Below are 19,254 nucleotides of genomic sequence, written 5' to 3'. Positions count from 1 at the left end.
CTCAGCCTGACAGGGCCACGCTGCAGCCGACCCATTGCGGCGCTTGCACCGCCTCGGCCAGGAAACGGCCCACCTGGCGCCGCGACACCCGCATGCTGCGCACCGCCCCCTGCGGCGAGGCGAGCACGGCCGCGGCCGGGTCGTCGGCATCGGTCAGGTTGACCGGCTGGGCCAGCACCCAGTCGAGCCCGCTGTCACGCACCACCCGCTCCTGGCGCTCGGTATCGGCCACCTGCGGCTTGAGCAGCAGCTGGAACATCAGCCGGTACAGCGCCGGCAGCCGCTCGCGTGTCTCGCCGACGCCATAGCTCGTCTGCACCACCAGGCGGCGCACCTGGTGGCGGCGCATGCATTCGACCAGCCGGTAGGTGCCGGCCGAACGCACGTCCAGCGGGGTGCCCCGGCTGCCGAACAGGCGCACCCGCCATGGGTTCTCGGCAATGCCCAGCGTGACCACCACCGCCTGCTGCCCGGCCATGGCCCGCTCGAGGTCGGCGCTGTCCATCACGTCGCCGCGGCACAGCGCCAGCCGCTCGCCGCCGCCTGGCAGCAGCTCCGGCCGCCGGGCAAATGCGGTCACCTCATGGCCCGCAGCCAGCAGCGCCTGCACCGCTGCCCGGCCCGAGCCCCCGGTTGCTCCCACCACCAACACCTTCATCCCGGCTCCTTCCGTCGCCGCCCGATGGCGGCATGGCGTCCAGTGTCCGGCGTCCGATCGGCACCTCCAATGCCTGGCGGTCGCAGTTTCATGCTCGATCGTCCAGGGCCGCTGGACGATGCCGCCCGCACTCCCCCATAGTCCGGCCATGAGCGACGCACGCACCTGGGCCACCGGCGATCCGCTCGGCGAGGCCCTGCACCACCTGCACATGAGCGGCACCTTCTATTGCCGCTCCGAGTTCACCGCGCCGTGGGGGCTGGCCTTGCCGCCCCTGCCCGACTGCCTGATGTTCCATGTGGTGACGTCGGGCCGCTGCTGGCTCGAGGTGCCGCAGGAGGCGCCTCGGCCGCTGCAGCCCGGCGACCTGGCCCTGCTGCCGCGCGGCGAGGGCCATCGCCTCGTGCACGAGCCCGGCGCCAGCGCTGCCGCGTTGTTCGCACTGCCACGCGAGCCGCTCGGCGACCAGTACGAATTGCTGCGTCATGGTGGTGGCGGTGCAGCGGCCAGCCTGGTGTGCGGCGCGGTGCGCTTCGATGCGCCGGCCGCCCGCCGGCTGGTGGCCTTGCTGCCGCGCTGCATCTGCATCGAGGCGCATGCCTCGCCGCAACTGGAATGGATGCAGACCACCCTGCGCCTGATGGCCGACGAAGCGGCCCGCAGCCTGCCTGGCGGTGCCACGGTGGTAACGCGGCTGGCCGACATCCTGGTCATCCAGGCCATTCGCGCCTGGCTGCGGCAGGACCCGTCCGCCCACACCGGCTGGCTGGGCGCCCTGCAGGACCGGCACATCGGCCGCGCCCTGGCGCTGATGCACCGCGACCCGGCGCGGCCCTGGACCCTGCAGGCGCTGGCCGCCGAAGTGGCGATGTCACGCTCGGCCTTCGCCGCCCACTTCAAGACGCGGGTCGGCGTGCCGGCCATGCAGTACCTGGCGCAATGGCGCATGCAGCTGGCGGCCGGCTGGCTGCAGGCGCCCGACGCCCGGCTGGCCGAGGTGGCTGGCCGGGTCGGCTACCAGTCGGAGGCGGCCTTCAGCCGGGCCTTCAAACGCTGCAACGGCCACTCGCCCGGCGCGGTGCGTCACGCCACGCCGGCAGCCACTGTGCCGCGCTGAACCGGCCCATGGCCCGGCCGCCCCCTGCCCGGGGGAAAGACACAGCCGACAGCGGCCCCGCAAAATGGCCGCCCACGCCCACGCCCACGCCCACGCCCACGCCCACGCCCACGCACACGCACACGCCCACGCCCACGCCCACGCACACGCCCACGCCCACGCACACGCCCACGCCCACGCCCACGCCCACGCCCACGCACACGCACACGCCACCGCCACCGCCACCACTGGCGGCCGGCCCGGCTTCTACGACACCGTTTCACGATGCCCACCGTCTTTTCGCACGCCGCCATCCCGCTGGCGCTCGCCGCTGGCCTGGGCCGGCAGGCCGTCGGCCCCCGGCTGCTCGCGGCCGGCGTGCTCGCCTCGGTCCTGCCCGATCTGGACGTGCTGGCCTTTCGCCTCGGCATCGCCTACTCGCACGCGCTGGGGCACCGCGGCTTCAGCCACTCACTCGCCTTCGCTGCGCTGCTGGCGCTGCTGGCCGCCATTGCAGCCCCCTGGCTGCGCAGCAGGCGCGGCGTGGCCGCGCTGTTCGTGGGCACCGCGGCGGCCTCGCATGCCCTGCTCGACATGCTGACCGACGGCGGCCTCGGCGTGGCGCTGTGGTGGCCCTGGTCGGACCAGCGCTGGTTCGCCCCGTGGCGCGTGATCGAGGTGTCGCCCATCGGCCTGCGGCGCCTGCTCGGCCCGCGCGGGCTGGAAGTGCTGCTGTCGGAGCTGCAGTGGATCTGGCTGCCGGCGCTTGGGCTTGCGGCCGGCCTGGCGGCCGCCAGGCGGTGCTGCGGCCAGCGCGGGAGCGCACCGGACACGCCGCCGGCCGGATGAGAAGCCGGCCAGCCCGGCTCAGCCAGCGCCCGGTGGGATGCGCGCCATTTCCACCAGCTTCACCAGCGTGTGCAACACCCGGTTGGCCGGCGTCGGCACCCCCAGCGCCTGCCCACGCCGCAGCACGTAGCCGTTGAGATGGTCGATCTCGCTGCGCTTGCCACGCGCGAGGTCCTGGGCGGTGGAGGAGAACTGCGTCGGCATCGTGCGGGCGATGCGCTGCACCGCGTCCCACTCATTGCCCGGCACGGTGATGCCGTCCGCGCGGGCCACCGCCAGGCACTCGTTGACCACGTCGCACATCACCGAGTCGACGCCCTCGCCCTCCACCAGCCGGCCGTAGGGCAGTTGGGCAATGGCCGACAGGGCGTTGTAGGCGCAATTGAGGATGAGCTTGGCCCACAGCGCACCCATCACATGGGGAGACACCTGCACCGGCACGCCGGCTTCGGCGAACAAGGCCGCCGCCGCCTCGCTGCCGGCGGCCGGCCCGATGACCAGCTCGCCCCGCCCATGGTGCTTGACATGGCCCGGCCCCGCCATTTCTGAGGCCACGTAGACCACCGTCGGCGCCACCGGCTGCGACAGCACCGCCTGCAGCCGCTGGCAGTTGTCCACGCCGTTCTGCAGGCTGAGCACCAGCGTGTCGGGCGACAGGTAAGGCGCCATCTCGGCCGCGGCGGCTTCGGTGTCGGTCGACTTCACGCAGAAGAGCACCAGGCCGGCGCCCCTCACGCCCATGGCGTCCGAGGTGGCGGCCATCGGCACGCGGGCCCGGAACGCCTGGGTGTCGAGCAGCAGGCCGTCGCGCCGTACCGCCTCCACATGGCGGGGGCGACCGATCAGGGTGACCGCATGGCCGGCACGCGCGAGCATGCCGCCGTAGTAGCACCCGACGGCGCCAGCCCCCATCACTGCGATCTTCATGGCCTGCCCTTCCTGGCTTGAAGAGGGAAAGAGGGCGCCGCTCAGGCCGCCGCGGCGTGACGCCCGCGGGGGTGCGACAAGCCGGCCTCCGCGCCCAGCCCGTCCGGCCTCGGCGCAGCGCCCGTGGCCAGCCCGGCAGAGCGAACGGCACGCCGCCCAGGCGCAGCCATGGTGCCGGCGGCCGGCGCGGCAAAGAGCTTCGGCATGAACATGTTGTGCCCTCCCTGATGAACGGCCCGAGCCTACCGGGCAGCCGGCAGGCCGTTGGTTTTCTTGTGCAACATTGCGAGGCGCCGCAGCGCATCGCAGGTCGGTCCAGCCCTCATCGCTCGCGGGCCCGCAGGAACTGCGGCAGCCCGTCCGCCAGGACCACCCAGGGCAGGCGGCTGCCGACATAGGTGTGATCCTGTGGCGGCACCTGGGCGGGATCGTCCAGACTGCTGGTCGTCACGTCGACCTCGTCGGGATAGTCGTCGCTCTCGAAGGTCAGCTGGGTGCCGCATTGCGGGCAGAAGCTGCGCGTGCCCCTGGCGGACGAGCGAAAGCGGGTCGGGCTGCCATGGGTGAAGCGGAAGTCCGCGCGGTTCACGCTGAACCAGGCGACAAACGGAGCGCCGGTGCTGCCCCGGCACTGCGTGCAATGGCAACAGGTGGCATGGAAGGGCACGCCCCCCGCCTCGAAGCGGACCGCGCCGCAACTGCAAGCGCCATTCAACATGATGAGTTCCCTCCGGGCCGCCAGCGGCAGCCTGTACAAGACCAGTGACCACGCCGTCGCCGCCCGGACCGGCCGGGCGGCGCTCGCCCAGGTCCGATGGTAGCGGCCGCCACAGTGCATCCGGCCGCCGGAGATGACGCGCGTGTCCACCGGCAATCGCGCCTTCGACAGCCAGCCCGGCGAGTCGCCGTTCGGCGCTTCAGGCCTCTGGGCCGGCGACCCGGCCCGCGATGACGCACCGCTGCGGAAGCGGGCGTGGATGAGATACGCTCCGGCCTCATGGCGCTTCCCCTCTCTGTCAATCAAGCCCTCGCGCGTTTGGAGACGTTGAACGGCAAGGACGTCTGTGTCGAAGGAGTTCTCAGTTTCGACTTCGAGGACGTCTGCATCAGCCACTTCCCGACACGGGAGCGGGGCGAGGGTGATCGGTCATCCATCTGGCTCGAGGTGGGCAACGGTGCGATGGGCTTCGACCAAGACATCTGCCGTCGTCTTCATGGGAAGCGGGTGGTCGTGGAAGGCACCCTCTCCGCAGCCAGTGCGACCATGGGCTGTGGTCATATGGGAATGTGGCCTGCGAAGCTGCTGGCCAGAGACCTTCGCCGCGCCTGAAGCAGGTCGCTGCGAAGGAGTCGCCGACAAGTGACAGTCCATCGATTCCCCTCGATTCGGAGTAGACGCGCCACCATGGGTATTTTGACTTTCAGCATCAACCTCACCCTCGACGGTTGCGTCGACCACCGGGAGGGGATCGCCGACGACGAGACCCACGCCTTCTTCACCCGCCTCATGGACGAGGGCGGGGCGATGCTGTGGGGCCGCGTCATCTACGAGATGATGGAGAGCTACTGGCCGGCGGTGGCCCGCGGCAGCGAACAGGCGCCGCCAGCGGTGCGCGAGTGGGCGGTCAAGCTGCAGGCAAAGCCGAAATACGTGGTGTCGTCGACGCGAAAGAACTTCCCGTGGAACAACAGCCACCACATCGCCGGCGACCTGCGCACCGGCGTGCAGAAGCTGAAGGACGCCACCCCGGCCGGCGTGCTCCTCGGTAGCGGCAAGCTGGCGACCGAGCTGGACCGGCTGGACCTGATCGACGAGTACCGGTTCCTCGTCCACCCCAGGATCGCCGGCCACGGCCCGACGCTGTACCAGAGCGGGCTGCCCGGCACGCGACGGCTCGAACTTGTTTCGGCCACGCCGCTGCGCAGCGGCGCGGTCGCCGTGCACTACCGGCGCGCACGCGGCTGACAGCCGGTGGCAGCGGACGGTCCGCGGTGCGGCCCACCGCTGAACGGCAGCCTTGAGCGGCCGCATCCTGGCAGCTCACGTCAGCAAGGCCGGCTTCGGCTGCGACACCCCCGGCCCTTCGCGCGAGAACCGGTGTCGCCAACCTGGTGGCCCAGGGCAGTGCGCGGCCGCGCCCCGGCGTCGCACCTTCGACGCCGGTCGCACCCACCGCCGCTCGAGGCCCGGCCGCGACTCAAGGGGCGTCGCGCCGCCGGCGGGCCAGCAACAAGGCGACCAGCCCGAGGCCGGTCAGGGCCAGCGCCTGCGGCTCGGGCACCGGCGTGATCGACATGTTGTCGAGCACCGCGAAGTACACCAGCGTCTGGCGCGCGTACTGGTTGGCCGAGCCGAAGCGTTCGATCTCGCCCGGGTTCAGGCCGGCGAAGCTCAGGGTGTGGGTGCCTGGCGCGAGCGTGAGGGTCAGCACGTGCCAGCGATCCCCCTGCTCCACGCTGACCTCGTAGGCACCCAGCGCCTGCTCATCGAGTTGCACGCCGTAGCGCTGCCCCAGTTGCGCGTCACCGTAGAACGGCAGGCTCTCGTGCCAGGGCCAGGTCACCGGGAAGGTGCCGGCATCGGTCCAGCGAAGGCGGTACTGCCCGGCCAGGCTCACCTCGAAGCTCTGCCACAAGCTGCCGGTGTTGAACATCCACACGGCCGGGTCCGGTGCGCCGGCCGGCGTCGGTTCCTCCTTGTCGGCCCACAGCACCGCGTTCTGGAACAGCTCTCCCCCGGCAATCTGTGAGTCGATCGTCAGGCCGCTGGTCTCCCACACATCGGGCACCTTGAAGTGGTGGTGCTCGGGATCCAGCAGGTGCCGGTCTTCGAACTCACCGTTGAGCAGCAGGTTGCCGGGCACCGCCACGGCCAGTCCGGGCAGCAGCGGGATCGTGGCAAGCATCAGGCAGGTCAGGGGTCTTGCGAACATGGCAGCTCCAGTGGAAAACGCACCGGCCCATACCGGGCAGCGGGTGCGGCTAGCGCTTGGGCAAAGGGGTCAGCAAGAAGGTGGCGCGTTCGTTGGTCGGCGCCCAGCGAGCCAACGCCAGGATCTGTCCGGCGTTGTTGATCTTCAGGGCCTCAAACAGTTGCCAGCCCTTCAGGTTGGAGGCCGCGACCACCGTGTTCAGGTCGATGAACGATCGTCCATCCAGCGAGACGAGCGCCTTCGGCCACTCGCCCGACAAGCCACCGGTGGCGACCACCTGGCCCGACTCGTTCATGTCGACCGGCAGGACCGGCGAGAAGCCCGTGTCCGGCCACGGCGGCTTGATGTGGCGCAGGCCCCCCTGCTCCCAGACAGCGGTACGCCGCCCCAAGACCACGCCGTTGACGACCCTCACTGACTGCACCAGCACCTGGCCACGGTTGTTGATTTCGATGGCTTCGCTGTCGGTGTAGCCGGTCGCCGTGCCGCCCAGGTGCCCCAGATCGATCACCTGGCCTTGCTGCCACAGGGTGGCGCGCGACGAACCATTGGGATAGGAGTAGCCCACCACCTGGCCGCTGTCGTTGATCGACACCGCACCGCTCTCGCCACCCAGCGAACCGAGGTTGTGGGCCTCACCGTCGGGGCTTCACATCACGGCCCGCGACGTGTGGCGCTGCCCGTCGTGCCAACCGGCGGTGCCGGCCGTCCAGCCGTGCGCGTTGAGCGCATGGACGGTGGTGTCCAGGCGGTACGGCAGGCCGGTTGCCAGCGGCGCCAGCTGCACCATGCGGCCTTGATGCCACAGGAAGGAACCGGAGTACGCCACCCGGGTGCCGGTGGCGTCAAAGGGCAGCGAGTTGCCGGCCACCATGCCGGCCGCGTTCAGCAGCTCGGCGGAGCTCCGGCCATTGCCCTTTGCATCCGTCCCCAGGCTGCCGAGGTGCACCGGCTGGCCCTGCCGCCAGAGCGTGGCCCGGTGCCCGCGATAGATGCCGCGCTCGAAGTAGGTGGAGGCACCCACCGCATCGCCATTCGGCTGCAGCGCCTTGACCGTGCTTTCGCCATACCCCCGGGGGCTGAGCCCCAGCGATGGCAGGGCCCGCACCCCGCCACCCGGCAAGAGCACATAGGCATTCGGCGATTCGATCCCTGACACGGCCAACTCGCCGGCCTCGCCCAGCACGCTGCTCCAGGATGACGGATACGGCAGTTGCCACGCCTGGTAGAGCAGCGGCTCCGAAACGGCCGGTGCCAGCCAGGTGGCGCACGACAGCAAGGCTGCCCCGGTGCGCAGAAGCAGGGTCGTCTTCATGGCAGGCACCTCCCGGCTCGCAGCGACAGATGACGCTCTGCCGCTGTGCGTGATGATTTATCACTGCGCTGGCGTGCCTGCCCCCCTCAAGCACGGGGCGGCGGTGCGAGCCGCCCCCGGCGTTCAACGGTTGCGCCGTGACAAGCGCATCAGGCCGATCAAGCCGATCGACAACAGCAACACGGTGGAGGGCTCGGGCACCGGCGGCAGGCAGTCCGAGCAGGCACTGGTGCCTGCTGCCATGGCATCGCCGGCCGTCATCGTGCCGGCGGCGAGCCGGCCGCGCTCATCGAAGAAGGCCGCAATGTCGGCATCGCTCACGGCGCCCATCCGCTGCGCAAACGCCGCCTTCTCGAAATCGGTCAGCTGCCAGGCATCGAGCGCGAATTGCTCGAAGGCCGGAAACTCACCCGCCTTCAACAAGTCGCGCATCGCCAGCGTCTGCTCGAGCGTGATCGGCCGGTCGAGCGCGCCGGGATCGTAGTAGTCGATCGCCGACAGCAGCGAGGGGAAGGCAGCGGCCGCCACATCGGCGATCGCCATCGCGTCCTTGTTGAAGCGCACCGCCTCCTCCCACCGCTCGGCGGCCCAGTCTTCGCGCCCCAGCTCCAGCGCGCCGGCGCGTCGGTCCATGGCAGCGGTCTGCGCCCGCACGTTCGCGAGGTAGCCGTCCATCAGCGTCGAGTAGCTGTTGAGCGCCACCGCAAGCCCGGTGGGCGTGTCGGGGTACAAGGTGCGGACATCGGGCAGCTTGTAGATGCTGTAGGCCGAGAGGTCGACCGGGTCTCCCGCATGAATCAGGTCGGGCGGATCGAACAGCACGCAGCCAATGCCCCAGCCGATCTGGAACGCGCCCACCAGTGGCGAGCCCGCGCCGGCAGTGAGCGCGGTGGCACCGACGCTGATGAGCGCCACGCCAGCCGTCTTGGCGGGCGGCACCGCGAATGCCTGCCCGGCAGCCAGTGCCAGCACCGACACACCCTTGGCGAGCCAGGCGGCCGTTGCCCGGCCTGGAGAACGTGAACCGTGGTTCTCTGTCATGTTCATCTCCTGTTGCTTGCTTGGTAGACGATGGGCGCCGCGGTGCCCTCCGTCGGCAGGCAGCGTCGGATCCGCCGCGGTGACGACCGCAGCGTCCTGTTGTTCTCGGGTGAAGTGCTGTCGAGCAGCCCTGCCTTGAAGCTCGGGCCCCGGCCCCACCGGGCCAGCCGGCGGCCGTGCAGGAGACACCCGGCACACACGGGGTAGCCGATGTGCCACATACCTCAGGCCAGACCGCCTGGGCTGTCTCCTTCATCCAGGGGGACAGCGGGAAGAAAGGCACCCACCGCCCCGGCCTTCGTTCATGTTCAAGGCATCAAGAGCAATCCAAGATAGTGCAGCCGATGCGCAAGTTCAACGCCGCTCGGCCGGCACGCGCCATTGCCATCACGAGGCGATGGCCGATGCTGCTGGTGTGAACGAAGCGGTGCAGGAGTGGAGCAAGGGCGGAGCATGCAGCCGCCCGCCGCCACGCTTGGCGCAGCGGCTGGCCCCTGTGTGACGTGACCAAGGCGGCCACCACGGGCCCATCGAGCTGAGGGCCGCCCGGCCGAGGTTGGAGGGGCGGTGGCGCTGCCTGGGAGCAAGGCGCTGCGTGGCCTTGCGAGGTGGGGCCCGAGGCCCCGCCCCTCAGGGCTTGAGCAACAGGCCCGGGTAGTACTTCTTCGAGCCCTTGAACTTGGTCAGCACCTGGCGACGGTTCTTCTTGGCGTAGGAGCAGTGCACCCAGCCCGAGGTCTTGATGCCGGGAACGAAGTTCTCCAGGATCAGCTGATCGAACATCAGGTTGTTGGCGATCCAGTCCGCCACCTCATAGACGGTGAAGCCCGCCACATGGAAATCGGCCGCTTCGCCACTCATGTGCTGCGAGGTCTTGCTGCCGCCGATGGCTGCGTTCACCGCGGGGCCGCGGTAGCCGCTGTGGATGATGACGGCCTTGCCGAAATGCTCGCGCACCTGCTCCAGCACCTTCTCGCAGACCTGCCGCAGGTTGTCCAGGACGATGGGCGAGCTGGGCAGGTTGGCGATCTTCTGGGACGTGGTCGTCATCTCGCCGAGCGTGAAGTGCTTGCTCAGCCGGGTGGTCTTGTCGTTCATTGGTGTTTCTCCCTCAATTTCTCATTTTTTTGGTGATCAGCGGCAGCGGACAAAGGCCGTTGGCTCGAACTTGGTGACCTGCATCTGCACCGTGCCGTCGGGCATCAGCATGAAGTCCAGTTCGTCCTTCTTGCGCGTCTGTGCATAGGGGTGCGGCTTGTGCAAGGCGACGGTCACGATGTTGCCGGCGACCGCATACGCGACCTTCGGATAGCGCTCGCCGACGGCCCTGCCATCGGCATCGATCAGGATCTCCACCGACTTGTCCTTGAAGTTCAGCTCGGGACGCTTGCAGTCCTCGGGGCTGCGCGCCCACTTGCCGAGCAGTGCGGCCGCTGGTGCGGCAGCTGCGGAGGCGGCCGGCGCCGCGCCATCGGCCTTGGCGGATGCGGTGCCCGGGGCGGCATGGGCCGCCAGGCCGACGCCCGACAGGGTCGACAACACCGCCAGCGACAGGGACGCGCCAGCGCGACGGGCTGGCCGCAGCAGGCCGGATGAACTGGAGATGGGGAACAAGATGGGGTCCTCTCACAAGGGTGGCTGCCGCGGGCCGCGGTAGAGCACACGACATGCCCGAGGTCGGCAATGGCCGCGAGTATGCCGGCAGCCGGCGGAGCTGCCCCTCCCCAAGACTTGGGGGGGCCGGAGGCCGCCGCCCCCCTTGAATGAGCGGCTTCTGGCACGGCGGCGGATGGCTCGCCGGGGCGCCACAGCAGGTTACAGAAGGGTCAGGCAAACCCCCGGGAATGCGCGAACACTGAAGCGGCCCGGTCCGGCGGCCATGGCTGCCATGCCGGGTGCGCAGTCAAGAGCGTGCTTGCTGGCAGCGGGTCCGCGGCCTGTTTTCCACGCCGGGCCATCGGCGCGTCTGCGAGCCCTGCCGGGCGCTCTTGAGTCAGCCCGGGCCGGTGCCGGTCTCACTCACTGCATCGGCTCTTCTGCATGGTGTTTTTGCAAGGAGAACAAGTGATGAAGACGCCTTCCTTTGTCATGTCCCTGCTCGCGATTCCAGTGGCGCTGGCGGCGCTGGCCTCGCCTGCCACGGCAGCGCCGGCCAGTGTCGAATTCGGCATCGACCGCCCCGGCGCCGACTATGCCCGCTTCGAGCTGTCGCCCGACTACACCCTCTGCAAGTCCGCTTGCGAGAACGACGCGCGCTGCCAGGCGTACACCTATGTGCATCCCGGCGTGCAGGGCAGCAACGCAGCCTGCTGGCTGAAGTCGGCCGCGCCCCTGCCGCAGGCGTCGGGGTGCTGCTACTCGGGCGTGAAGCAGGTGACGCGGGAGATCGGCTGGGACCGCCCGGGCAGCGACTACACCAACTTCGACCTGCCCTGGTCGGCCACGGCCGATGCCTGTGAAGCGTATTGCCGCGGCGATGCACGCTGCGTCGCCTACACCTACGTGCGCCCGCGGGTGCAGGGGCCGAATCCGCGCTGCTGGCTGAAGAACCGCATTCCGGCACCGACGCCCAACGGTTGCTGCGATTCGGGCACGGTCAACTGGCGCTGATGCGACACCGCACCCTCGAGGCCGGGCCACCCGCTGGCGGCCGCTGCCCCACCCCGGGTTCAGCGGCCGCCAGCGTACGGTGGCGTCGCCCTTGAGCGCCGGCCTGGCGCCCGCTTCTTCCCAGCCGCCGCGACATGCCGTGCGCGGCGGTCATGCCGCGCGGCCCCGGCTTGCACGCCGAGCCGCCAGCGTCACCGCCGGAGCCACCCCCGCCGCGCTCCGCCGTGCGCCCGGCCCGTGAGCGCAGGGCCGCCCTCTCCCGCTCAGCCGATGTCCAGCACCTTGTAGACGCCGTTGCGCTTGCCGACGTAGGCGCGCTTGATCGCATAGCTCACCGGGTCGGCGATGCAGAGGATGCAGAACTGGCCGTTGTACTTGCGCAGCCTGTCGTTGGTGGCGTTGCTCAAGTAGGCCGGCACGCCACCTGCGGTGCGGTCCTGGTTCAGGAGCTGGAAGCCGGGGGGCGGGTTGCCGACCGTGTCGTCCCAGGCCTGTAGCGGCGTGCCGGGGCCCGCGGGCTGGGCGGTGCAGACGTGGTTGACCTCGACGCGGCCGTCCTCCTGGTACACCCCCATCACACAGCCGGTGAACTCGCCGCTGATGGCTTCATGGCCATTCATCGGCATGTGGCTGGTCATGGCCTGCCGGTAGGGCAGCACGGCCACGGGATGCTGGCCTTGCCCATCGGGATAGAAGGTCAGCAGCTTGGGGGTGGACAGCGCGCGCCTGGCGCGGCTCGCCAGGTCCTGGCTGCCGGTGCCGGCGTCGCCCGTGCCTTCGCTCCAGCTGCCGATGAAACCGGGCCGGCCGCTGTTGAGCAGCGCGGCGAGGCCCTGGAGGTAAACACCTTTCTGGATCGCGTCCTTCAGCATATCGATGCTCCGGAGAAGTCGGTGGGCAGCACGCAGGCCGCACCCACGGGCGGACAGGCGAGGCTGGCAAGAAGGCGCCGATCCTAGGCGCAAAGCCGGCCATCCCCAGCCCCTAGCCTTAGGGGCCGCTGGTGACCAGCAGCAACAGCACCTCAGCCGGGCAAGGTGCCGATCGGGATGCGGGTCTCGAACTTCGAGCAGTTCATCGCGAAGGTGCTCTTGAAGTTGCGCACGTTGTGGTGGGAAGCGAAGGCGCTGCGGGTGAAGCGGTGGTACTGCTCCATCGAGGCCGCGTTGACGACCAGCAGGAAGTCGAACTCGCCGGCCACCTCGTAGCAGGCCATCACGTCTTCCTCCGCTGCCATCCGGCGCTCGAACTGCCGCAGCAGGGCATCGTTCTGCTGGGCCAGCTCCGCCGAGACGAACACGGTCAGCGGGCGGCCCAGCCGCTGGCGGTCGAGGAGGGCCACCTGCTTCAGCAGGAAGCCCTCGGCCCGCAGCTGCGCAATGCGGCGCTGGCAGGTGGCGGGTGAGCTGTGCACCCGCTCGGCCAGCGCACGCATCGACAGCGTGGCGTCCTGCTGCAACAGGTCGAGGATCTGCAGGTCGAGACGGTCCAGGGACATCGGCATTTCCAGTGCAGGCAAGCGGGGCAGGACAGCCGCCCGTCCGCGGCCACCGCGATGCGCGCTTTGTACCAAAACCGGCCCTGATGGCGAGCCACCGTCTCACCGGCCCCCACCCACAATGGACCCGGTAGCGCCGCCACGGCGGCGGCCGCCTTCTTCAAGGACTGCCCATGCTCTTCTTCGCCAATCCCCATGCGCAACGCCGCCCCTACGACCGCGCGCTGCACGCGCTGCTCAACATCGAAAGCGGGCAGGACGCCCGGCGTTGCCTGGCGCACTGGCCGCAGCTGGCAGCCAACGGCACACCGCTGTGGCGGCTGCCGCGGCTGGCCGCCCGCCTGTCGCTGGGCGAGGTGGCACTGAAGGACGAGTCCACCCGTTCGCCACTCGGCAGCTTCAAGGCCCTGGGCGCGCCCCTGGCGCTGTTGCGCCTGTTGCAACGCCAGGGTCGCGGCGCCGGCTGGCGCGCACAGGACCTGCTGGCAGGGCGCCATGCAAACCAACTGAAGGACTGCGTCGTCATCAGCGCCACCGACGGCAACCATGGGCGCGCGCTCGCCGCAGCCGCCCGCAGCGTCGGCTGCCGCTGTGTCATCGTGCTGCATGCGCATGTGAGCCCGGAGCGCGAGGCGCCCATTGCCGCGCTGGGCGCCGAGATCCTGCGCATCGACGGCGACTATGACGATTCGGTGCAGGAGGCGGCCCGGCTGGCGCGCTGCCACGGCTGGCAGCTGGTGTCCGACACCTCGCAGGCCGGCGGCGACGAGCAGGTGCCGCTGGACGTGATGCAAGGCTATGGCCTGATCGCCGAGGAGCTGCTGCAGGACACGCCGGCCGGCGCGCCCTGCCCCTACACCCATGTGTTCCTGCAGGGCGGCGTCGGCGGCCTGGCGGCCGGCATCGTGAGCCATTTCTGGGAACGCCACGGCGCCGGGCGGCCGTGCTTCATCGTGGTGGAGCCTGAACAGGCCGACTGCCTGCTGCAGAGCGCCCGGCTTGGCCGGCCGGCACGCGCCTCGGGTTCGGTGGACTCACTGATGGCGGGCCTGGCCTGCGGGGAAGCGTCGCCGCTGGCCTGGCGCTTCCTGCAGCCAGCCGTCGACCACTTCATGACCGTCAGCGATGCCCAGGCCCAAGCGGCCATGCGGCTGCTGGCCCGCGGTGCCGACGGCGACCTGCCCATCGTCAGCGGCGAGTCGGGCGCCGCCGGCCTGGCCGGACTGCTGGCCCTCGTCGCGCAGCCGGAGCTGGCGCGGCAAACCGGCCTCGGGCCACAGGCGCGGGTGCTGCTGATCAACACCGAAGGCGCCACGGCGCCGGCGGTGTACCAGTCGCTGGTGGGCCAGCCGGCGGCTGCGGTGCTCCAGGCGCAGGCGCGCTGGCTGGCCGCATCTGCGTCAGCAGCGGGCTGACGCCGCCGGCGCCGCCGCGTGCGGCCCCCGACAGCGGGCCGGTGCGGCGATACTGCCATCCACCACCGCCCTCCCGCCCGCCTGCGCATGGCCCCGCCTCTGCACCACTGCCACGTGTTCGCCACCCCCTGGCCGGGGATCCACGGCACGCACATCGACAGTGGCCGGCATTTCGGCCGCCACTGGCACGACACCTTCGGCCTTGGCCTGCTGGAGCACGGCGCGCAAAGCTCGGCCAGCGGCCGCGGGCCGGTGGATGCCTTCGCAGGCGACCTCATCACCACCAACCCCGGCGAGGTGCACGACGGTCAGCCGCTCGGCTCACCGTCGCGGCGCTGGCGCATGGTGTACCTGGAGCCTGATGCCATGGCGGCCCTGGCCGGCGCCGGGCGCCTGCCCGCGCTGACGCGCCCGGTGATCCACGATGACCGCCTGGCGCAGTCGCTGCAGGCCCTGTTCCGGCGGCTCGACCACTGGTCCACCCAGCCCGCCCACGACGGCGCGCTCGCGCTGGCCTGCGAGGAGGCGCTGGCCGGCACCCTCGGCCACCTGCTCGCCGCCTACTCCACCGATGCGCCGGCCCCGCCCGCGCCGGCCCCCCTGGCGCAGGTGCGCGAGCGGCTGGCCGATGACGCCACCCACGCCCCCAGCCTGGCCGAGCTGGCCGCAATGGCGGGCCTCAGCCGCTTCCAGCTGCTGCGTCGCTTCGAGAAGGCCTACGGCCTGCCGCCGCATGCCTGGCTGCTGCAGCAGCGGGCCGAACGGGCCCGCCACCTGATCCGCCGCGGCCTGCCGCTGGCCGAGGCGGCGGCCGCCGCCGGCTTTGCCGACCAGAGCCACATGACGCGCGTCTTCACCCGCCAGTTCGGCTTCACCCCGGGCGCCTGGCGGCAGGCGGCGGGCGCGCGCCGGCCTTGAGCGGCCTGCAACTGCGTTCAAGACCGGGCGCCCTGCAGCCGCCCACACTGCCGGCCTCGCAACTCGCCGGAGGCCGGCCATGTCGGACACATTCAAGGGACCGCTGCTGTGCAGCCTGGCCATGGTGCTGGTGGGCAGCACGGTGGCGGTCAGCAAGATCATCGGGCAGGAGGTCGAGCCCTTCCTGGCCACCGTGCTGCGCCATGCGCTGGCCTTGCCGGTGTTCGGCTGCCTGCTGTGGCTCCGCCGCCAGGCGCTGCCGCGCATCGGCGCCCGCGATGCCGCGGTGCTCCTGCTGCAGGCGGCGGCGGGCAGCGTCGGCTACACCGTGCTGCTGATCCAGGGCGTGGCCTGGTCCAGCGCGGCCGATGCTGCAGTCGTCTCGGGCACCTTGCCGGCGGTGGCCGCCGCCTTCTCGGCCGTGTGGCTGGGCGAGCGGCCGGGCCGCCGGCTGCTGGCCGCGCTGGCCCTGGCGACGCTGGGCGTGATGGTGGTGGCCGCCTCGCCCGCCGACGGCCAGGTGCCGCCGACCCGGCTGCTGGGCCTGGCCACCGTGCTGGCCGCGGTGGCCTGCGAAGCCGTCTTCATCCTCGGCAACAAGAAGCTGGCGCAACCGCTGCCGCCGCTGCTGATGTCCACCCTGATGTCGGCCGGCGGCCTGCTGATGGCCGCCGCACCGGCCGCCTGGCTCTGGCTGCGCTCGCCGCAGCCGGTGCTGCCGGCTGCGGCCGGCTGGCTGGGCATCGCCTACTACGCCTGGGTGCCCACCGTGGGCGGCTTCCTGCTCTGGTATGCCGGCAGCCAGCGCACCAGCGGCTTTCGCGCCGCCTTGTCCACCGCCTGGTTGCCGGTGGCGGCCTTGCTGCTGTCGGCCACCCTGCCGGGCGAAGCCGTGCGCCCCTGGCAATGGCTGGGGCTGGCATGCGTGCTGGCGGCCATGTGGCTGGCCGCGCTGGACCAGCGCAGCCCGTCGCGCCAGCCGCCGGCCTGCGCACCGCGCTCGCTGGCCGGCCGCAATGCGACGCAGGAGTGAGCCGGCGCCGGCCGGTCCACGCCGGCAGGCGCCGCCGGTGCGGCACGCGCCAGGGCGGCCGCGCCCTCAGCGCCCCGGGCAGCTGCCGGCACAGGCGCCGGCCGGCACCGGGCGCGGCCGGCTGGCCGCCACCAGCCAGCCGCCGAGCAGCGTCGAAGCGAACAGGACGGCCGCGCCGACCTCGCCCACATGGGCCACGCCCCAGCGGTCGATCACGCCCCCGCCCACGATCGCACCGATGCCAATGCCGAGGTTGGCGCCCGAGATGTTGAGCGAGGCGGCAAACGCCGGCGCCGACGGTGCCGCCTTCATCACCCGCACATGGCAGACCAGGAAAAGCGCCGCCTGCGACAGCCCCCACAGCGTGAGCGAAGCCGCCAACCCGGCCCGCGAGGTGACCAGCGCGGCCACCAGGGCCATGCCGGCCGCGGTGCTGACGCTGAACAGCAGCGTGGTGCCCAGCGGGTCGCGATCCACCCGGCGGCCGGCCAGCGCATTGCCGAGCAGGCCGACGCCGCCAAAGGCCATCAAGGTCCAGCCCACCCAGCTGCCGTCGAACCCCGCCACCCGCTCGAGCAGGTCGGCCAGGTAGGTGTAGCCGGTGAACATGCCGGTGAAGATCAGCATCGACCACAGCACCTGGCCCACCAGCACCCGGTCGCGCAGCAGCGCGAACTGGCCGCGCAGCGGCGGCGCCTTCGCCGGTGCCGCGCGAGCCGGCAGGAAGGCGGACAGCATCGCCGCCTTCGCCAGGGCCAGCGCCGACAGCGCGCCGAAGGCCGCCCGCCAGCCGAAGGCATCGCCGATCAGCGTGCCGATCGGAATGCCGAAGATGGTCGCGCAGATGATGCCGAAGGTCAGGATGGAGATGCCGCGGCCGGCCTGCTCCGGGCCCATCAGGTCGGCCGCCGTCTCGCTGGCCAGCGACCAGAACACCGGCAGCGCGAGCGCCGGCACCAGCCGCGCCACCGCCATGGTGGCGATGTTGGGCGCCAGCGCCGCGAGCAGGTTGGCGGCACTGAACAGCAGCAGCGTCGCGATGAACAGGCGCTTGCGGTCGAAGCGCGAGAAATAGGCGGTCAGGAACGGCCCGCCGCCGGCCACCGTGAAGGCAAACAGCGTCACCAGCAGGCCGGCCTGCGACACGCTCACGCCGAGCTCGCGCGCCATCGGTGGCAGCAGGCCGACGATGATGAACTCGGTCGTCAGCACCGTGAAGCCGGCGGCCGACAACAACAGGATGGGAAAGATCATGCGGGCTCCAGCAGATTCGCAGGGGGCGAAGGCACCGCACACTGGCCAGGCCGGTCAGCCCGGCAGCGGCGGCCGGGCGACCCGCCGGCGGCATCGCGCCTTCGCTGTCGGGGAGGGCTGATTCTCGGCATCCACCCCCGCGCCGGCTGGCCTACGGGTATTGCGCTTCGTGCTAGGCGGCCGCGCGGCGTGCGGGCAGCGCACGGCCGCACCGTCCGCCTCGATCCCGCCGGGCTGGCGGACCCTGCCCGCCGCCCGGCGGCCCGCCGTGCAGGTGCCGCAGCGCGGCACCTCAGCCGTTGGCTGCGGAGGCCGCCTCCAGCATGGCCAGGCGGCGCTCCAGCTCGGCATTGCGCCGGCGCAGCGTCTCCACTTCCTGCCGGCTGCAGGCCAGGTCCATGCGGGCCGCAGCCGCCTGCGCCCGGCCCTCGGCCTGCGCCTTCAGCAGCGCGGCGCGCAGCTCGGCATGGCGCTTGTGGCTGTCGAGGGCGGCACGCCAGTGCTGTTGCGCCTCGTGCAGCAGGCCGTTCTCGAGATGGGCCTCGGCCAGCAGGTCCTGCTCCTGGCCCGCATGCAGCAGCTCCAGGGCCAGCGCGACATGCCCCGCGGCCGCCCGGTAGCGCCCGCCCAGCCGCTCCACCTGCGCCAGGCGCAGCTCCAGCCCACCGCGCTCGGGCCCCACCCCGGCGAGCAGCGCCGAGCGGATGCCGCGGCCCAGCAGCTCGCGCGCCTCGTCCAGCCGGCCCAGTGCGATCTGCGCCCCGGCGGCCGCCTTGACGCAGCGCGGCATCAGGTGGTGGCGCTCGCTGTGCACCAGCTCGTCGATATGGGCCTGCAGCGCGCCGAGCGCCTGCCGCAGCTCGTCGCCGGGCGGCTCGGTGGCCTGGGCCAGTTCCACCCGATACACCAGCACGTTGCCGCGGCAGACGGCGTGCAGTGGCGGTTCGTCGAACAGCGGCATCAGCGCGGCCGCCCGCATCGCCGCCTCCACCGCCTGCGGCAGCTGCCCCAGCGCATGCAGCGCCGCGCCGGCGTTGTTCCAGAACACGCATTGCTCGCGCGGATGGCCCGCCACCCGCGGCAGCAGGTGCAGCCCGTGGTCCAGCAGTTCCAGGGCGGCGGCGGCATCGCCCAGCCGGGCCAGCACGATGGCCTGCAGCGCCATGGCCCGCAGGCGCCGGTCGAGCGCTTCGGTGCGGCCCAGGCATTCGATCGCCCGGTAGCCGGCCAGCATGGCCGCCTGCAGCCGGCCGGCGTAATGGTGGCTCAGGGCCTGCACGTGCTGGCACAACCCCAGCGCCAGCGGATCGCCGGCGGCCTGCAGCCCGGGCAGCACCGCCTCGCAGATCGAGAGGGCTTCGTCGATGCGGCCGCTGCGCGCGCACTGCTCGGCACGCGCCAGCGCCGCGCCCGGCGAGCACCGCTCGGCGGGCGGTGCCGGCGCACGGCGGCGCGGCTTGCGGGGCGGGCTGCGCAACGGCGCCCCCTCGCTGAGCTGCAGCGCGCCAACCAGCTGGGCAAAGCCGCGTTCGCCCGGCGAGCCGTCGGTGGCGGGAGACAGGCCGGCGTCCACCGGCACCGGTGCCCGCCGCGCGTCGGGCCGGCGGGAAGGAAACGTGAGGGTCATGAACAAGGCCCCGGAGGTGGCAAGGCCGGCAGCAGGCCGACCCCGCGTCCTGCAGCAAGCCGCAGGCCCGGCGCTGGCCG

21 protein-coding genes are annotated in these 19,254 nt (G+C 71.6%); 8 read left to right on the top strand and 13 right to left on the bottom strand.

Annotation, left to right across the window (positions count from 1 at the left end; translation table 11 throughout):
- Position 1: 1 nt before the first annotated feature.
- Positions 2-658, bottom strand: coding sequence for an NAD(P)-dependent oxidoreductase (locus tag N7L95_RS18635; RefSeq protein ID WP_301256748.1), 657 nt, complete (start codon positions 656-658; stop codon positions 2-4).
- 148 nt (positions 659-806) lie between these two features.
- Here N7L95_RS18635 and N7L95_RS18630 point away from each other — a divergent pair, with 148 nt between their 5' ends.
- Together N7L95_RS18630 and N7L95_RS18625 are read left to right on the top strand one after the other, a co-directional pair.
- Entirely contained in the window at positions 807-1,775 is a 969-nt protein-coding gene (locus N7L95_RS18630) for an AraC family transcriptional regulator (protein ID WP_301256747.1), read from the top strand.
- Positions 1,776-2,039: 264 nt separating this feature from the next.
- Positions 2,040-2,603, top strand: coding sequence for a metal-dependent hydrolase (locus tag N7L95_RS18625; RefSeq protein WP_301256746.1), 564 nt, complete (start codon positions 2,040-2,042; stop codon positions 2,601-2,603).
- 18 nt (positions 2,604-2,621) lie between these two features.
- On the opposite strand, the gene N7L95_RS18620 is transcribed toward N7L95_RS18625, so the two are convergent.
- Together N7L95_RS18620 and N7L95_RS18615 are read right to left on the bottom strand one after the other, a co-directional pair.
- Complete coding sequence (locus N7L95_RS18620; protein ID WP_301256745.1) at positions 2,622-3,530, bottom strand: ketopantoate reductase family protein; 909 nt, start codon at positions 3,528-3,530, stop codon at positions 2,622-2,624.
- 322 nt (positions 3,531-3,852) lie between these two features.
- Positions 3,853-4,248 (bottom strand): GFA family protein, encoded by a 396-nt coding sequence (locus tag N7L95_RS18615; RefSeq protein WP_301256744.1) that lies wholly within the window; start codon positions 4,246-4,248, stop codon positions 3,853-3,855.
- A gap of 255 nt (positions 4,249-4,503) precedes the next feature.
- Between N7L95_RS18615 and N7L95_RS18610 the strand changes: the two genes are divergently transcribed.
- Both N7L95_RS18610 and N7L95_RS18605 read left to right on the top strand, forming a co-directional pair.
- Complete coding sequence (locus N7L95_RS18610) at positions 4,504-4,860, top strand: hypothetical protein (RefSeq protein WP_301256743.1); 357 nt, start codon at positions 4,504-4,506, stop codon at positions 4,858-4,860.
- A 75-nt stretch (positions 4,861-4,935) separates the two neighbouring features.
- A complete protein-coding gene (locus tag N7L95_RS18605; protein WP_301256742.1) occupies positions 4,936-5,496 on the top strand; it encodes a dihydrofolate reductase family protein in 561 nt (186 codons plus the stop codon).
- A gap of 232 nt (positions 5,497-5,728) precedes the next feature.
- Here the strand turns inward: N7L95_RS18605 and N7L95_RS18600 are convergent, their stop codons facing one another.
- From N7L95_RS18600 to N7L95_RS18575, 6 genes are all read right to left on the bottom strand, one after another.
- Complete coding sequence (locus tag N7L95_RS18600; RefSeq protein ID WP_301256741.1) at positions 5,729-6,463, bottom strand: PEP-CTERM sorting domain-containing protein; 735 nt, start codon at positions 6,461-6,463, stop codon at positions 5,729-5,731.
- 49 nt (positions 6,464-6,512) lie between these two features.
- Entirely contained in the window at positions 6,513-7,058 is a 546-nt protein-coding gene (locus tag N7L95_RS18595) for a hypothetical protein (protein ID WP_301256740.1), read from the bottom strand.
- Positions 7,059-7,112: 54 nt separating this feature from the next.
- Entirely contained in the window at positions 7,113-7,778 is a 666-nt protein-coding gene (locus tag N7L95_RS18590) for a hypothetical protein (protein ID WP_301256739.1), read from the bottom strand.
- A 123-nt stretch (positions 7,779-7,901) separates the two neighbouring features.
- A complete protein-coding gene (locus N7L95_RS18585) occupies positions 7,902-8,819 on the bottom strand; it encodes a PEP-CTERM sorting domain-containing protein (RefSeq protein WP_301256738.1) in 918 nt (305 codons plus the stop codon).
- Between the two features lie 630 nt (positions 8,820-9,449).
- Entirely contained in the window at positions 9,450-9,917 is a 468-nt protein-coding gene (locus tag N7L95_RS18580; protein ID WP_301256737.1) for a D-Ala-D-Ala carboxypeptidase family metallohydrolase, read from the bottom strand.
- A 36-nt stretch (positions 9,918-9,953) separates the two neighbouring features.
- A complete protein-coding gene (locus tag N7L95_RS18575) occupies positions 9,954-10,433 on the bottom strand; it encodes a hypothetical protein (RefSeq protein WP_301256736.1) in 480 nt (159 codons plus the stop codon).
- Between the two features lie 453 nt (positions 10,434-10,886).
- Between N7L95_RS18575 and N7L95_RS18570 the strand changes: the two genes are divergently transcribed.
- A complete protein-coding gene (locus tag N7L95_RS18570; protein ID WP_301256735.1) occupies positions 10,887-11,429 on the top strand; it encodes a PAN domain-containing protein in 543 nt (180 codons plus the stop codon).
- Positions 11,430-11,692: 263 nt separating this feature from the next.
- Here N7L95_RS18570 and N7L95_RS18565 read toward each other — a convergent pair whose 3' ends face one another.
- Positions 11,693-12,301, bottom strand: a complete 609-nt coding sequence (locus N7L95_RS18565; protein ID WP_301256734.1) for a hypothetical protein — start codon at positions 12,299-12,301, stop codon at positions 11,693-11,695.
- Between the two features lie 152 nt (positions 12,302-12,453).
- Positions 12,454-12,927 (bottom strand): Lrp/AsnC family transcriptional regulator, encoded by a 474-nt coding sequence (locus N7L95_RS18560; RefSeq protein ID WP_301256733.1) that lies wholly within the window; start codon positions 12,925-12,927, stop codon positions 12,454-12,456.
- A 173-nt stretch (positions 12,928-13,100) separates the two neighbouring features.
- Between N7L95_RS18560 and N7L95_RS18555 the strand changes: the two genes are divergently transcribed.
- The 3 genes from N7L95_RS18555 to N7L95_RS18545 all read left to right on the top strand — a co-directional run bounded on the left by N7L95_RS18555 (position 13,101) and on the right by N7L95_RS18545 (position 16,293).
- Positions 13,101-14,342 (top strand): diaminopropionate ammonia-lyase, encoded by a 1,242-nt coding sequence (locus N7L95_RS18555; protein ID WP_301256732.1) that lies wholly within the window; start codon positions 13,101-13,103, stop codon positions 14,340-14,342.
- Positions 14,343-14,429: 87 nt separating this feature from the next.
- Entirely contained in the window at positions 14,430-15,260 is an 831-nt protein-coding gene (locus N7L95_RS18550) for an AraC family transcriptional regulator (RefSeq protein ID WP_301256731.1), read from the top strand.
- A 79-nt stretch (positions 15,261-15,339) separates the two neighbouring features.
- On the top strand, positions 15,340-16,293 hold the full coding sequence (locus N7L95_RS18545; protein ID WP_301256730.1) for a DMT family transporter: 954 nt from the start codon (positions 15,340-15,342) through the stop codon (positions 16,291-16,293).
- Between the two features lie 66 nt (positions 16,294-16,359).
- Here the strand turns inward: N7L95_RS18545 and N7L95_RS18540 are convergent, their stop codons facing one another.
- Together N7L95_RS18540 and N7L95_RS18535 are read right to left on the bottom strand one after the other, a co-directional pair.
- Positions 16,360-17,547: an MFS transporter gene (locus tag N7L95_RS18540; RefSeq protein ID WP_301256729.1), complete on the bottom strand. Its 1,188-nt coding sequence runs from the start codon at positions 17,545-17,547 to the stop codon at positions 16,360-16,362.
- A gap of 292 nt (positions 17,548-17,839) precedes the next feature.
- The gene (locus N7L95_RS18535; RefSeq protein WP_301256728.1) at positions 17,840-19,174 is read right to left on the bottom strand and encodes a hypothetical protein; all 1,335 of its coding nucleotides are present in this window, start codon (positions 19,172-19,174) and stop codon (positions 17,840-17,842) included.
- Positions 19,175-19,254: the final 80 nt, after the last annotated feature.

This window comes from Eleftheria terrae, assembly GCF_030419005.1.
GTDB classification, from domain to species: Bacteria; Pseudomonadota; Gammaproteobacteria; order Burkholderiales; family Burkholderiaceae_C; genus Caldimonas; species Caldimonas terrae.
Note: the sequence above shows the minus strand (reverse complement) of the source record. Positions and strands in the feature narration are given on the sequence as shown.